This window comes from Streptomyces sp. NPDC024555, from assembly GCF_055559335.1.
In genome coordinates, this window is record NZ_JBVHKV010000029.1 from 67,941 (window position 1) to 82,169 (window position 14,229).

Sequence of the window (14,229 nt, forward strand, 5' to 3'; positions counted from 1 at the left end):
GTCTGGGTATGTCCTCAGAGCTTCCGCAAACCGATTCCCATACCGAACCGTCGGTTATAAACGTGGCCATCACCGTCCGTCGCGCGCGGACGAGCGATGTCGGCGCGGTCCGGCGTCTCCTCGACGGCTACGTGCGAGAAGGCATCCTGCTCGACAAAGCGACCGTCACCCTTTACGAGGACATCCAGGAGTTCTGGATCGCCGAACGCGACGAGGACGCCCGGGTCGTCGGCTGCGGCGCACTCCACGTCATGTGGGAAGACCTCGCCGAAGTCCGTACTCTCGCGGTCGACCACAGCATCCGCGGTGCCGGAGTGGGACATCAGGTGCTGGACAAGTTGTTGCAGACCGCCCGCTGGCTCGGTGTGCGGAGGGTTTTCTGCCTCACCTTCGAAGTCGACTTCTTCGCCAAGCACGGCTTCGTCGAGATCGGAGAGACTCCGGTCGACGGAGATGTCTACAGCGAGCTGCTGCGTTCCTATGACGAGGGCGTCGCGGAGTTCCTGGGGCTCGAACGAGTGAAGCCGAACACCTTGGGCAACAGCCGGATGCTTCTGCACCTGTGACCGTCGGAAGTGGCCCGGACCCTATGTCCGAATCGCGCACGTTTCCCGTCCTCTTGTGCTCCTGAACCTCTCCCGGGGGTTTGTGTTTTCCGGGGAAAAGCGGTTTCCTTTCCGCGTACTCCATTTTCGATGAAAGGAAATCCGGTGGCACAGAAGGTTCAGGTCCTTCTTGTTGACGACCTCGACGGTGGCGAGGCGGACGAGACCGTGACGTTCGCTCTCGACGGCAAGACCTACGAGATTGACCTCACCACCAGCAACGCGGACAAGCTGCGCTCCCTTCTGGAGCCCTACGCCAAGAACGGCCGGCGCACCGGTGGCCGTGCGGCGTCCGGCCGCGGCAAGGGCCGCGCGGTCTCCGGCGGCAACAAGGACACCGCCGAGATCCGCAAGTGGGCGCGGGAGAACGGCCACAGCGTGAATGACCGGGGCCGCGTTCCCGCCGAGATCCGGGAAGCCTACGAGAAGGCCAACGGCTGAGCGGCGGTTTTCCCGGAGTGCAACCCCGTCCGGGCGCGCGTCAGCCGGGCCCGGTGGCATTCCGTCGCCATGGCGTCCACGAGCCGGACGAGATCGGGAGCATCCCCACCCCTGCTCCCGAAGCCGGAGAGGGCCGGAAACACCGGCTCGTCTCCCCGCTCGCGCGAGGCACTGGGGGGCCGCAGCCACACGGCGGCCCCCGGCGCACCCTCCAGACCCGGCGGCCGGGGTGCGGTGATCCGCCCGCCCGCGCCCAGCGCGGTCAGGGCCAGGGCGACCCCGCCCCACTCCAGCCAGTCGAGCAGCCCCGGCAGCTCATCGGCGCTCCCCGGAGCGACCAGCACGCTCATCCGCCGGCCCGCGACCGCCACCGGACCGGTCCGGCCCACCCGCCGCAGCGCCGCACGGCCGACGGCGGCGGGGACGACGAGCGCGTCGAACCGCAGCCCCGTGAGCAGACGCACCGGCGTGCCGCCGGCCGTCGCCCAGCCCAGCTCCCGCTCGTACCACCGGGCCCACGGATCCCGTGACACCGCGTCGGCGCGGCCGTCCCGCGGTACGGGGGGCGCGATACGGGGCGGGGGGACGGTGAGGGCCATGCCGGAAGAACGGCCGATGCGCGCCCGGGGTTACGCAGAGTTCCCCCTCGAACGCATAGGGTGTCCGGGTTGGGGGCGTACGGGCGCATTCGGGAGTACGAAGATGTTCGCCCGTAGCGGAGGGAACCCGCGTACGCCGCATGGACTGTCTGTAATTGCGGGTAGGACATCCCCAGTGGGGAGGGGCGACACGCAAGCCACCGGACGTCTCACGTTCGCCATCGGCGTACTGGCGATAGGGGTATCCGCCTGGCCTGCGGGAACATCGTCTCGCACCATCGGGTTGGAGGAGTTGTCGGCGTTCGGGGCGGGCGATCCCCCCGGGAAGCAGGGCCGGGTGTCGGCAGTTGGAATGAGCGGTCCCCGCTTGCGGGACTAAGCTGCGGAAGGACAGGGAGGGGACCGACCCCTTACTGCCTGACCGCTCTGAGGAGCGATTAACGATGTTCGAGAGGTTCACCGACCGCGCGCGGCGGGTTGTCGTCCTGGCTCAGGAAGAAGCCCGGATGCTCAACCACAACTACATCGGCACCGAGCACATCCTCCTGGGCCTGATCCACGAGGGTGAGGGTGTCGCCGCTAAGGCACTGGAGAGCCTCGGGATTTCGCTCGAGGCGGTCCGTCAGCAGGTGGAGGAGATCATCGGTCAGGGCCAGCAGGCCCCGTCCGGGCACATCCCCTTCACCCCCCGAGCCAAGAAGGTCCTGGAGCTGTCGCTCCGCGAGGCCCTTCAGCTCGGCCACAACTACATCGGCACCGAGCACATCCTGCTGGGCCTGATCCGCGAGGGCGAGGGCGTCGCCGCCCAGGTCCTCGTGAAGCTGGGCGCCGACCTGAACCGGGTCCGCCAGCAGGTCATCCAGCTGCTGTCCGGGTATTCGGGCGGCAAGGAGGCGGCCACCGCCGGTGGCCCCGCGGAGGGCACCCCCTCCACCTCGCTGGTGCTCGACCAGTTCGGCCGGAACCTCACCCAGGCCGCTCGTGAGTCCAAGCTCGACCCGGTCATCGGGCGCGAGAAGGAGATCGAGCGGGTCATGCAGGTGCTGTCCCGCCGCACCAAGAACAACCCGGTCCTCATCGGCGAGCCCGGCGTCGGCAAGACGGCGGTCGTCGAGGGCCTGGCCCAGGCCATCGTCAAGGGCGAGGTGCCCGAGACCCTCAAGGACAAGCACCTCTACACCCTCGACCTCGGTGCCCTGGTCGCCGGCTCCCGCTACCGCGGTGACTTCGAGGAGCGCCTGAAGAAGGTCCTCAAGGAGATCCGCACCCGCGGCGACATCATCCTGTTCATCGACGAGCTCCACACCCTGGTGGGTGCGGGTGCCGCCGAGGGCGCGATCGACGCCGCCAGCATCCTCAAGCCGATGCTGGCCCGCGGTGAGCTCCAGACCATCGGTGCCACCACGCTCGACGAGTACCGCAAGCACCTGGAGAAGGACGCCGCGCTGGAGCGCCGCTTCCAGCCCATCCAGGTCGCGGAGCCGTCGCTGCCGCACACCATCGAGATCCTCAAGGGTCTGCGCGACCGCTACGAGGCCCACCACCGCGTCTCCATCACGGACGAGGCGCTGGTCCAGGCCGCGACGCTGGCCGACCGGTACATCTCGGACCGCTTCCTGCCGGACAAGGCGATCGACCTGATCGACGAGGCCGGTTCCCGGATGCGCATCCGCCGGATGACCGCGCCGCCGGACCTCCGCGAGTTCGACGAGAAGATCGCGGGCGTGCGCCGCGACAAGGAGTCGGCCATCGACTCCCAGGACTTCGAGAAGGCGGCTTCCCTCCGTGACAAGGAGAAGCAGCTGCTGGCGGCGAAGGCCAAGCGCGAGAAGGAGTGGAAGGCCGGCGACATGGACGTCGTGGCCGAGGTCGACGGCGAGCTGATCGCCGAGGTCCTCGCCACCGCCACCGGCATCCCGGTCTTCAAGCTGACGGAGGAGGAGTCCTCCCGTCTGCTGCGCATGGAGGACGAGCTGCACAAGCGCGTCATCGGCCAGAAGGACGCCATCAAGGCCCTCTCGCAGGCGATCCGCCGTACGCGGGCCGGTCTGAAGGACCCGAAGCGCCCCGGTGGCTCGTTCATCTTCGCCGGCCCGTCCGGTGTCGGTAAGACCGAGCTGTCCAAGACCCTCGCCGAGTTCCTCTTCGGTGACGAGGACGCGCTGATCTCCCTCGACATGTCGGAGTTCAGCGAGAAGCACACGGTCTCGCGTCTCTTCGGTTCGCCCCCCGGCTACGTGGGCTACGAGGAGGGCGGCCAGCTCACCGAGAAGGTGCGCCGCAAGCCGTTCTCCGTCGTCCTCTTCGACGAGGTCGAGAAGGCCCACCCCGACATCTTCAACTCCCTGCTCCAGATCCTGGAGGACGGTCGCCTGACCGACTCCCAGGGCCGGGTCGTGGACTTCAAGAACACGGTCATCATCATGACGACCAACCTCGGGACCCGGGACATCTCCAAGGGCTTCAATCTGGGCTTCGCGGCCCAGGGCGACGTCAAGACGAACTACGAGCGGATGAAGGTCAAGGTCAACGAAGAGCTCAAGCAGCACTTCCGGCCCGAGTTCCTCAACCGTGTGGACGACACCGTCGTCTTCCACCAGCTCAGCCAGGAAGACATCATCGAGATCGTCGACCTGATGATCGCCAAGGTGGACGAGCGGCTGAAGGACCGCGACATGGGCATCGAGCTCAGCGCGGACGCCAAGAAGCTGCTCGCGAAGAAGGGCTACGACCCCGTGATGGGCGCCCGGCCGCTGCGCCGGACGATCCAGCGCGAGATCGAGGACGTCCTCTCGGAGAAGATCCTCTTCGGCGAGCTGCGCCCCGGCCACATCGTGGTCGTCGGCAGCGAGGGCGAGGGCGAGGACCAGAAGTTCACCTTCCGCGGCGAGGAGAAGTCGGCCCTGCCCGACGTCCCGCCGATCGAGCAGGCGGCAGGCGGCGCCGGCCCGAACATGACGAAGGAGGCGTGACGGCTCCCCGGAGCTGACACGTCGCACGAGGCGGCCCCGTACCGGTGCATACCGGTACGGGGCCGCCTCTTTGCTGTCGCGCATCAGGTGACGGCCGCGTCACAGAGATGTCCCGGTCACGTTCCCCGTCGTCGGAGACGGAAAATCGCTGGTTAATCTGCTCCCGGATCCGGACACCCGGTCCGGATCGTGGACGGACAGCGAGGGGGACGAGGCAGATCATGCGCAGACGCGATGTGTCACGCAGGCAGATGATGAAGCTGGCGGGAGCCGGGCTGGTGCTTCTGGGAGGCGGCGCGGCGGCCTGCGGGCCCGAGGAGGAGGTCATCGGCGGCGGTACGGAGAAGCCGGGGGAGGGGGCGGCCACCCCGGCGCCCGGCTCCAAGCCCTCGCCGACCTGGCAGCAGTCCACCACGTACGACGGACTGGCCTGGATCTCCGCGGTGGCCGTGGTGGACGACGTGGTGCTCGTCTCGGGCGATCCGCTGGTGGCCCGCGACCTCGCCACCGGCAAGGAGATCTGGTCGCGCGCGGAGGTCACCACCCCCGGCGCCTCCATGCTCGTGGGCGACGGCACGCTCTATCTGGCCAGCGCCCGTTACGACGGCAACATCATCGGGCTCGACCCGAAGACCGGCAAGGACGTCTGGCGCAGCCGGCTGGGCGACAAGGAGTACGCGCAGCCCAAGGTCATCGCCGCGGACGGCCGGCACGTCTACGTCGTCGCCGGAATCCTGGACAAGGACTTCCGGACGCCGGACAACGTGATCGCCGCGATCGACACCGGCTCGGGCAAGGTCGTCTGGCGCGAGCAGCGCGACCACGGCACCGAGGCGAACGGGATCACCGCGCGGGTGGCGGGCAACCGCCTGGTCTACACGGACTTCCGGGAGAACCTCACGGTGCGCGACACCGCGACCGGCAAGCAGGTGTGGACGAAGAAGATCGGCCGGTCCAACAACCGGGGCTTCGTGCTCCACGAGGGCCTGGCGATCCTCTCCAACGGCGAGCGGATCCGCGCCTTCGACCTGGCCGACGGCAGCGAGAAGTGGTCCTTCGCGACGGAGAAGTACAGCCGCTTCAACGACCCGGCGGTCCTCGACGGCGTCCTCTACGTCTCCGACAGCGTGCACGGCCTCTGGGCGGCGGACCCGGCGACGGGCAAGCGGCACTGGCACGACAAGGGGAGCCTGGAGGTCGCCGCGCCCTGGCAGTACGCCAAGGTCGGGGACGTCCTCTACGGGGCGACCGAGTTCGACAAGAACGGCGGCATCCACGCCTTCGACGCGGGGAGCGGCAAGCTGCGCTGGACGTACAACGACGGCAGCGGCGACCTCGACCGCTGGTACCTGGCCTCGGGCGGCAAGCAGCTCGTGGCGCTGCACGCCAAGAAGGTCACGGGCCTGCCGGCGGTGTAGGGCCGCTCCGGCGGCGTTCCGCACCCGGGCCGAAGGTCCCGAAACGGACGGGCGTCGGTCCCACCGCCGGTGACAAGGCGCACAGGCCTTTCAGGGCCTACTAGGCACCTTAGGAGCTGGGGGGTGGAGGTCGGAAGGGACCTTCGACCCCCTCCCGAAGGGTGCCTTCGGGTGTTTAGCGGCAACTGCCGCGATAGCAGGGTTCTGTCCGTTTAGTGCGGTTCGGAACAGGGGTTAAACCTCTTCGCGCACAGACTTTCGGCGACCTCTTCCGTGATCGTTCCGGGGGGTGCCGAAGCGAATTCCCGGGGCTTCGACTACGGCCTCCCCTCGTAGGAGGGGGGTTTGAGCCGACCCCCGGAGGCGGGTTACCAAGGTGGGGCAAGCCCGGCAGAACGCCGGGTCCAGTCATACCCGGAGGTTTTCCGCTTATGTCGAAGCGCGTCACGTTCCAGTCCCGCCGCCTGTCCGCCCCCCGTGTCCGCGGCGCCGTGGTGGCAGCCGGCCTCGGGACGTCGATGGTTCTCGGTGCGGGTGCTGCGATCGCGGCCGCCCCGGCGGGAACCGCCGGCTCCGCGAGCCTGGTGAGCACCACGACCGCCGACTCGGTCGCCCAGCAGGCCGCCGCGCAGGGCAAGGCCGCCCAGCACGCCGCCGCGAAGAAGGCCGAGAAGAAGGCCGAGAACGCCAAGAAGAAGGCGGCCGCCAAGAAGGCCGCCGCGAAGAAGGCCTCGAAGCTGGCGTGGAAGACCCCGGTCAGCCACTACCAGCTGAGCGCGAGCTTCGGCAACGACGGCAGCCGCTGGGCGCACAAGCACTCCGGCCAGGACTTCGCCGTGCCGATCGGCACCAAGGTCGCCGCCGCGCACAACGGCACCGTCGTGAAGGCCGGCCCGAACGGCGGCGGCGACGGCCCCGCGTACGGCAACGCCGTCGTGATCAAGCACGGCAACGGCACGTACTCGCAGTACGCGCACCTGTCGAAGATCGATGTGCACATCGGCCAGCACGTGAAGAAGGGCCAGAAGATCGCCCTGTCCGGCAACACCGGGAACTCCAGCGGCCCGCACCTGCACTTCGAGATCCGGACCACCCCGAACTACGGTTCCGCGGTGAACCCGGTCGACTACCTGCACCGCCACGGCATCTCGGTCTGACCGGACCGTGACGCGCCGCCCCTCAGCGGGCGGCGCCCGGGTCATGGGCCTGGGTGACCAGATCGACGGCGACTTCGAGGACGGCCTTGCGCTTCTCCTCGGGGTCGCCTTCGGCGTCCCGGAGCGCGAACATCCCGGCGTGCATCGTGAAGAGGGCGGTGAAGCACCGCACCTGGTCGACGAGGGGGGCGTCGGGGTCCTTGATCAGGTCGACCAGCCCGATCACCCGGTGCTTGATGGTCTCCCCGATGCTCAGGTCCCGCACCGTCGCCTGGTTCTCCTGCATGAAGCGGAAGAGCGCGGAGGCGCCGGTCAGTGCCTCGCTGTAGCGGAGCAGGATCTCCTTCTTGGTCTCCAGCGTGCGCGGCTGCTCCTCGCCCCAGGCGATCAGCTCCTCGATCGGACGGTTCAGGTCCTCGAAGATGCTGACGAGGATGTCTTCCTTCGTCTTGAAGTGGTAGTAGAGTGCCGCCTTCGTGACGTCGAGCCGCTCGGAGATCTCGCGCAGCGAGGTCTTCTCGTACCCCTGCTCGGAGAAGAGCTCCAGCGCGACGTCCTGGATGCGCTGGCGCGTATTGCCCCGGCGCCGCTGCGGCGTGCTGCTCATGGTGCTCTCCCAAAAACTTACTTGACGCCCGGCTAGTTACGGGTCTACTTTCCCCTAGTGTAATCAACTAGCCGGGCGGCAAGTAAGTGCTCGGTGAACAGGGGAACCGGGGAGTGGGAACCATGGCGGATCTGGTGAAGGCGACCGACGGCAGGGCGGATTCCCCGCCCGCCGCGACGGGGAGCCCCGAACCGAAGCAGCGCAGCGTCCGGGTGGTGATCCTCGCCCTGATGATCACCATGCTGCTGGCCATGCTGGACAACCTGATCGTCGGCACCGCGATGCCGACGATCGTCGGTGATCTCGGCGGACTGGAACATCTGTCCTGGGTGGTCACGGCCTACACCCTGGCGACGGCGGCCTCCACCCCGATCTGGGGCAAGCTCGGCGACATGTACGGACGCAAGGGCATGTTCCTCACGTCCATCGTGATCTTCCTGATCGGCTCGGTGCTCAGCGGCATGGCCCAGGACATGGGCCAGCTGATCGGCTTCCGCGCGATCCAGGGCCTGGGCGCCGGCGGTCTGATGGTCGGCGTGATGGCGATCATCGGCGATCTGGTGCCGCCCCGTGAGCGCGGCAAGTACCAGGGCATGATGGCCGGCGTGATGGCGATCGCCATGATCGGCGGCCCGCTGGTCGGCGGCACCCTCACCGACCACCTCGGCTGGCGCTGGAGCTTCTACATCAACCTGCCGCTGGGCGCCGTGGCCCTCGCGATGATCACCGTCGTGCTCCATCTGCCCGCCCGCGAGCGCGTCCGCCCCAAGGTCGACTACCTCGGCGCCGCGCTCCTGACCGTCGGCATCACCGCGATCGTGCTCGTCACCACCTGGGGCGGTACGGAGTACGACTGGAACTCCGCCGTGATCATGGAGCTGATCGCGATCGGTGTCGCCGCGCTGGCCGGCTTCCTCTTCGTCGAGACGAAGGCCGCCGAACCGATCATTCCGCTGCACATCTTCCGCAACGCCAACTTCACCCTGATGTCCGTGGTCGGCTTCATGGCGGGCTTCGTGATGTTCGGCGCGGTCCTCTTCCTGCCGCTGTTCCAGCAGTCCGTCCAGGGCGCCTCCGCGACCAACTCCGGACTGCTGCTCCTGCCGATGCTGCTCGCGATGATGATCGTCTCGCTGATCGCCGGACGGGTCACCACCAGCAGCGGCCGGTACAAGATCTTCCCCATCCTGGGCTCGATCCTCATGGTCACCGGCCTCTTCCTGCTCGCGCAGATGGACACCGGCACCACTCGCGTCACCTCGGGCCTCTACATGGCGGTGCTCGGCGCCGGCATGGGCTTCCTCATGCAGATCACCATGCTCGTGGCGCAGAACAGCGTCGAGCTGAAGGACATGGGCGTCGCCTCCTCGGCCACCACCCTGTTCCGCACGCTCGGCAGCTCCTTCGGCGTCGCCATCATGGGCGCGCTCTTCACCGGCCGCGTCCAGGACGAGATGACGGCCCGCGGCGGCGGCGCGGCCACCGCGCACTCCGCCCAGTTGGACGCCGCGAGCCTGGCCAAGCTGCCCGCCCCGGTCCGCGAGGCCTACGAGTACGCGGTCGCCTCCGGCACCCACCTCGCCTTCCTGGTCGGCGCGTCCGTCGGAGTGCTCGCCCTGGTCGCGGCGGTCTTCGTCAAGGAGGTGCCGCTGCGCGGCGCCGGCCCCGAGAAGACCCCGGCCGCCGAAGCGCTCTAGCGCCTGTCGCCCCGGCGCTCACCGGAACCCGCGGTCCTCGTGCCGTCCGGTTCCGGTGAGCGCGGCTGGGGTGCGCGCTGTTCGGCGAACTGGAGCATCGGATAGCTCCCGGTGTCGGTCGGCGCGTGCTCCGGCAGCCACAGCACGGCGACCGCCCCGCCGGTGCCCTCGGCGGCCCCCTCGGGCGCCGCGTTCCGGAAGGTCAGCCGGGCCCCGAGGACCCGGGCCTGCCCGGCCGCGATGGTCAGCCCGAGCCCGTGCCCCTTCCCCGCCCGGTCGCTCGATCCGGTACGGAACCGGCTCGGCCCCTCCCGCAGCAGCGCGGCCGGGAACCCCGGACCGTGATCGCGGATCCGCACCACCCGGCCCTCGACCGTGACCTCGACCGGCGTCGCGCCGTACTTGGCGGCGTTGCCCAGCAGATTGCCCAGGATCCGCTCCAGCCGGCGCGGATCGGTGTTCACCCACGACTCGTGGACCACCCGCACCCGCACGTCGGGATCGAGCAGCGCCACCCGGCGCCCGACGAACTCGCCCAGCGCGATCTCCTGGAGCTCGGCCCGCTCCGACGCGCTGTCCAGCCGGGCCACCTCCAGCACGTCCTCGACCAGCGTCCGCATCGCCTGCGCCCGGTCCCGTACCAGCTCCGTGGGGCGGCCCGGGGGCAGCAGCTCGGCCGCGGTCAGCAGCCCGGTCACCGGGGTGCGCAGCTCGTGCGCGATGTCCGCGGTCACCCGGCGCTCGGCCTCGATCCGCTCGTTCAGCGCGTCGGTGAGCGCGTCCACCGCACCGGCCAGCTCATCGGTCTCGTCCCGTACGACCCCGCCGACGGCGTCCCTGACCCGGACCTCGGTGTTGCCCTGGGCGACCTTCCCGGCCGCCGCGGCCGCCTTGCGCAGCCGGCGCGAGAGCTGCCCGCCGATCAGCACCCCCAGCGCGGAACCGCCGAGGACCACGGAGACCGAGCCGATGATCAGCGCCCGGTCCAGATCGCCCATGATCGTGGCGGAGCGGTCGGCGAAGCTGGTGTGCAGCGAGAGCACGTCCCCGTTGCCCACCGGCACCGCCGCCCAGACATCGGGCACCCCGCCCGAGTCGTCGACGTGGGTGGCCCGCCGGTTGCGCCGGGTCTCCTGCCGCAGGCTCCGGGGCATCGTCGGATCGTTGAGCTTCGCCCCGAAGCGGGGATCGGCCTTCTTGGTCTTCTTCGCCTCGTAGAGCAGCTGGGCGTAGGTCAGCCGCTCCAGCTGGACCTCGCGCGCGTTCTCCAGCATGGAGACCCGGGCCGCGTTGTGCACGACCAGGCTCAGCGCCACCGCGATCAGCGCGCCGACCGCCGCGATCGCCGCACTGATCTTCCAGCGGACCCCGGTCCGCAGCGCCGGCCGCCTCATGCCCTGAGCTTGTAGCCGAAGCCGCGGACCGTCTCGATCCGGTCCTGGCCGATCTTGGTGCGCAGCCGCTGCACATGGACGTCCACGACCCGGGTGTCGCCGCCCCAGCCGTAGTCCCAGACCCGCTCCAGCAGCCGGTCGCGGGAGAGCACGGTGCCGGGCGCGGCGGAGAACTCCAGCAGCAGCCGCATCTCGGTCGGCGTCAGCGCCACCGGCTCACCGCCCCTGCGGACCTCCATGCCCTCGGTGTCCACCTCCAGCTCACCGAAGGCCAGCACCCCGCCCCCGTCCGCCGGCTCCGGCTCGCCGCCACCGGGCCGGCCGCCCGTGGCGTGGCCGAAGCGGCGCAGCACCGCCCGGATCCGGGCGACCAGGACCGCCCCGTCGAACGGCTTGGTGACGTAGTCGTCGGCACCGGCCTCCAGGCCGAGCACCACGTCGATGGAGTCGGCCCGCGCCGACAGCATGATCACCGGAACCGTCGACTCGTCCCGGATGCGCCGGCAGAGGCTCACCCCGTCCAGGCCGGGCACCATCACGTCCAGCAGCGCGATGTCCGGCCGGTTCGCGCGGAACGCCTCCAGCCCGCGCAGCCCGTCCGGCATCGCGGTGACGGTGAAACCGTCGCGCTCCAGCGCGAGCTGGGTCGCCTCGCGGATGACGTCGTCGTCCTCGACGAACAGGACATGGGTCTCGGCCATCGGACAGCTCTCAGTTCTCCGGCGGTTCGGTGGGCGCGGGCAGATCCCCGTCCCCGCTGCCGACCGCCCGGTTGAAATCGTTGTGCACCCGGTCCTGCTCACTGAACCGGCTGCCCGCCCAGTGGTACGTGATCACTTCCTCGGCCGAGGGATAGGCGACCGCGTCCTTCTTCCCGTACAGCTGCGTGGTCACCACCAGATCGCCCCGGTCGATCGTCCCGTAGACCGCGGGCTGCTCGACCGTGAAGACGTTCTCGTACGTGCCGTCCGGCCGGGGCCGGTAGACGTACGTGCCCACGCCCACCGAGTCCCCGCAGGTCATCACGTTCACCACGACATCGGCGGTCGGGCCGCCGGTCAGCCTGCCGTACGAGGTGTCCACCGGGTACTCCTCACCGGTGCAGGGCCGCAGCACCGACCGGACCCGCTCGCTGACCTTGGGGTCCGCCTTGAGCAGGTCCACCGGGGCGACCCGCGGCACCGGCCGGCCCGGGGCGGACGCGGTCGTGCTCGGCGTGACCCGGGCGACCGGATCGGTGCCCGCCGGACCCTCGTCGCGCGTGCCCGTACCGCCCGTGGAACAACTGACCGCGAACAGCCCGAAGGCGGCGAGCCCGGCCAGTGCCGCACTGCTCGCCGCCCAGCCCGTCAGCGCGCGTCCCCGCGCGCCGCCCGTGCCGTCCCCCGTGGGATGTCCGATGGTTCCGGCCCTCCCACGGCCGTCCCCGCTGCCTCTCAGGCCGCGCACCGCTCCCGCCCCCGCTCGTCATGACGCCTCTTCGCGGGCGCCCCCGCCTGTGTCCGCGGCCGCGCCGGGGTCCGGGCGGCCGTGCCGCGATGCGCCACCGGGACCCCGAGGTCCTCCCGGGCCCGCTCCTCGCGGCTCGCCGCCTCCCTGCTCTCCAGCTCCTGGCGCAGCCGCGCCAGCGCCCGGTGCAGGGTGCTCTTCACCGTACCGGCCGACATGCCCAGGGCGGCGGCCGTCTCCTCCGTGCTCATCTGCTCCCAGTGTCGCAGGACGACGACACTGCGCTGTTTGGGAGCCAGCACGCCCAGGACGTCCATCAGCAGCGCGCGGTCGGCACGCTGCTCGGTGCCGTCCTCGATGCTGGCGTCGGGAAGCTGCTCGGTGGGGACCTCGTCGAGCCGGCGCGCCCGCCACCACTCGGTACGGGTGTTGATCATGACGCGGCGGAGGTAGGCGTCGGCGAGGGACTTGTCGGCGATGCCGTCCCAGCGCCCGTAGGTGCGGGCCAGCGCGGTCTGCAGCAGGTCCTGCGCGTCCACGGGATCGGGGACCAGCCGGCGGGCGCTGCGCAGCAGCGCGTCCTGCCGGGTCCGCACGTACTCCTCGAAGCCGAGCACCTCGCCCTGCGCCATTACAACCGCCTCCGTCCCCGTGTAACCCCGTAGAACCACTCCCAGCCGCTGGTCACCGGCTGATGGGGAAGACGCTACGGAGCAGTTGTCACGAGGCTGTGCGCGGCAGCCATAGGGCGGCGCACGGCTGTCCATCGGTTGTGTAACAGCCGGGGGCGCACCCGGCGCGAGCGGGGCGGTTCCCGGCGGGGGCGGCCCGCCGGGAACCTCTCAGGTCAGCGGCAGCCGGTAGTGGCCGCCGGCCAGCGGTTCGACGAGCCCGTCGGCGACCAGCCCGTCCAGGGCGCGGGCCCGCTGCACGGGCTCCTCCCACACGGCGTCGAGCGCCGCCTGCGGCACCGGGGTCACCGCGTCGCGCAGCACCGCGAGGAGCCGTCCGCGCACCTGCCGGTCGGTTCCGGCGTACGTCTGGCCGCGGCGCGGCGGCCCCTGGTGCGCGGGCTTCCCGGCCAGCCGCCAGGCGCACTGCGCGGCGATCGGGCAGCGCGAACAGTCCTCGTTCTTGGCGGTGCAGACCAGGGCGCCGAGCTCCATCGTCGCGGCCGCCCACTGCGCCGCCCGCTCGTCCTCCTCGGGCAGCAGGGCGCGGGCGAGCTTGCGCTCGGCCGCGGTGGTCGCGTTCGGCGGGTACTGGATGCCGGTCGCGGCCCGCGCGAACACCCGGCGGACGTTCGTGTCGAGGACGGCGTGCCGCTGCCGGTAGGCGAAGGAGGCCACGGCCGCCGCCGTGTACTCGCCGATCCCGGGCAGGGCGAGGAGCTGGGCGTGTTCACTCGGTACGTCGCCGCCGTGGCGTTCCGTTATGGCCTGGGCGGCGCCGTGCAGGCGCAGTGCCCGGCGCGGATAGCCGAGCCGGCCCCAGGCGCGGACGGCCTCACCGGGCGGGTCCGCCGCGAGATCGGCGGGGCGCGGCCAGCGGGCCAGCCACTGCTCGTACACGGGGAGCACTCGGTTCACGGGGGTCTGCTGCAGCATGAACTCGCTCACCATCACGCCCCAGGCGCCCGCCTCGGGGCGGCGCCAGGGCAGATCGCGGGCGTGCTGGTCGAACCACCCGATGACGGGGGTGTGGAGGGAGGCGGGGGTCGTCTGAGTCGCAGTCGTGGCAGTCATCGCACCCTCGATCCTGGCACGGACGGCAGGAACGGGGTCGGGGGCACGGGGGTGTCGCCCCTCATACGAGCCCTTGGAGTGATAGGGACCGCCGTCCGCCCCTGCTGGGCCGCCTCCGCGTACCGGCAACTGGCCGCACCTCCCG

13 protein-coding genes are annotated in these 14,229 nt (G+C 70.4%); 6 read left to right on the plus strand and 7 right to left on the minus strand.

From position 1 onward, the window contains the following. Positions 1-8 precede the first annotated feature (8 nt). Together ACZ4FH_RS34285 and ACZ4FH_RS34290 are read left to right on the plus strand one after the other, a co-directional pair. On the plus strand, positions 9-566 hold the full coding sequence (locus ACZ4FH_RS34285) for an amino-acid N-acetyltransferase (RefSeq protein WP_467309671.1): 558 nt from the start codon (positions 9-11) through the stop codon (positions 564-566). A 144-nt stretch (positions 567-710) separates the two neighbouring features. Continuing rightward, positions 711-1,046, plus strand: coding sequence for a histone-like nucleoid-structuring protein Lsr2 (locus ACZ4FH_RS34290; RefSeq protein WP_136320273.1), 336 nt, complete (start codon positions 711-713; stop codon positions 1,044-1,046). On the opposite strand, the gene ACZ4FH_RS34295 is transcribed toward ACZ4FH_RS34290, so the two are convergent. Beyond that, positions 1,025-1,645: an SCO3374 family protein gene (locus ACZ4FH_RS34295; protein ID WP_467309672.1), complete on the minus strand. Its 621-nt coding sequence runs from the start codon at positions 1,643-1,645 to the stop codon at positions 1,025-1,027. The genes ACZ4FH_RS34290 and ACZ4FH_RS34295 overlap by 22 nt on opposite strands. A 443-nt stretch (positions 1,646-2,088) precedes the next feature. Here ACZ4FH_RS34295 and ACZ4FH_RS34300 point away from each other — a divergent pair, with 443 nt between their 5' ends. The 3 genes from ACZ4FH_RS34300 (at position 2,089) to ACZ4FH_RS34310 (ending at position 7,192) form a co-directional block, all read left to right on the plus strand. Beyond that, positions 2,089-4,617, plus strand: a complete 2,529-nt coding sequence (locus ACZ4FH_RS34300; RefSeq protein ID WP_467309673.1) for an ATP-dependent Clp protease ATP-binding subunit — start codon at positions 2,089-2,091, stop codon at positions 4,615-4,617. Positions 4,618-4,838: 221 nt separating this feature from the next. Continuing rightward, positions 4,839-6,035 (plus strand): PQQ-binding-like beta-propeller repeat protein, encoded by a 1,197-nt coding sequence (locus ACZ4FH_RS34305; RefSeq protein WP_467309674.1) that lies wholly within the window; start codon positions 4,839-4,841, stop codon positions 6,033-6,035. A 431-nt stretch (positions 6,036-6,466) separates the two neighbouring features. Further along, on the plus strand, positions 6,467-7,192 hold the full coding sequence (locus ACZ4FH_RS34310; protein ID WP_383648744.1) for a M23 family metallopeptidase: 726 nt from the start codon (positions 6,467-6,469) through the stop codon (positions 7,190-7,192). A gap of 22 nt (positions 7,193-7,214) precedes the next feature. Here the strand turns inward: ACZ4FH_RS34310 and ACZ4FH_RS34315 are convergent, their stop codons facing one another. Further along, the gene (locus ACZ4FH_RS34315) at positions 7,215-7,799 is read right to left on the minus strand and encodes a TetR/AcrR family transcriptional regulator (protein WP_467309675.1); all 585 of its coding nucleotides are present in this window, start codon (positions 7,797-7,799) and stop codon (positions 7,215-7,217) included. A 122-nt stretch (positions 7,800-7,921) separates the two neighbouring features. Here ACZ4FH_RS34315 and ACZ4FH_RS34320 point away from each other — a divergent pair, with 122 nt between their 5' ends. Continuing rightward, entirely contained in the window at positions 7,922-9,496 is a 1,575-nt protein-coding gene (locus ACZ4FH_RS34320; protein WP_467309676.1) for an MDR family MFS transporter, read from the plus strand. Here ACZ4FH_RS34320 and cseC read toward each other — a convergent pair. From cseC to ACZ4FH_RS34345, 5 genes are all read right to left on the minus strand, one after another. Then, positions 9,493-10,890, minus strand: a complete 1,398-nt coding sequence (gene cseC, locus ACZ4FH_RS34325) for a two-component system sensor histidine kinase CseC (RefSeq protein WP_467309677.1) — start codon at positions 10,888-10,890, stop codon at positions 9,493-9,495. The two genes, ACZ4FH_RS34320 and cseC, sit on opposite strands and share 4 nt — an antisense overlap. Next, the gene (gene cseB, locus ACZ4FH_RS34330) at positions 10,887-11,591 is read right to left on the minus strand and encodes a two-component system response regulator CseB (protein WP_467309678.1); all 705 of its coding nucleotides are present in this window, start codon (positions 11,589-11,591) and stop codon (positions 10,887-10,889) included. Before cseB ends, cseC begins: the two co-directional genes overlap by 4 nt. A 10-nt stretch (positions 11,592-11,601) precedes the next feature. Beyond that, positions 11,602-12,339: a hypothetical protein gene (locus ACZ4FH_RS34335; protein ID WP_467309679.1), complete on the minus strand. Its 738-nt coding sequence runs from the start codon at positions 12,337-12,339 to the stop codon at positions 11,602-11,604. After that, on the minus strand, positions 12,327-12,971 hold the full coding sequence (locus tag ACZ4FH_RS34340; RefSeq protein ID WP_383648761.1) for a SigE family RNA polymerase sigma factor: 645 nt from the start codon (positions 12,969-12,971) through the stop codon (positions 12,327-12,329). The genes ACZ4FH_RS34335 and ACZ4FH_RS34340 overlap by 13 nt, the downstream gene beginning before the upstream one ends. A gap of 210 nt (positions 12,972-13,181) precedes the next feature. Continuing rightward, a complete protein-coding gene (locus ACZ4FH_RS34345; RefSeq protein WP_383648764.1) occupies positions 13,182-14,084 on the minus strand; it encodes an HhH-GPD family protein in 903 nt (300 codons plus the stop codon). Between the last annotated feature and the right edge of the window lie 145 nt (positions 14,085-14,229).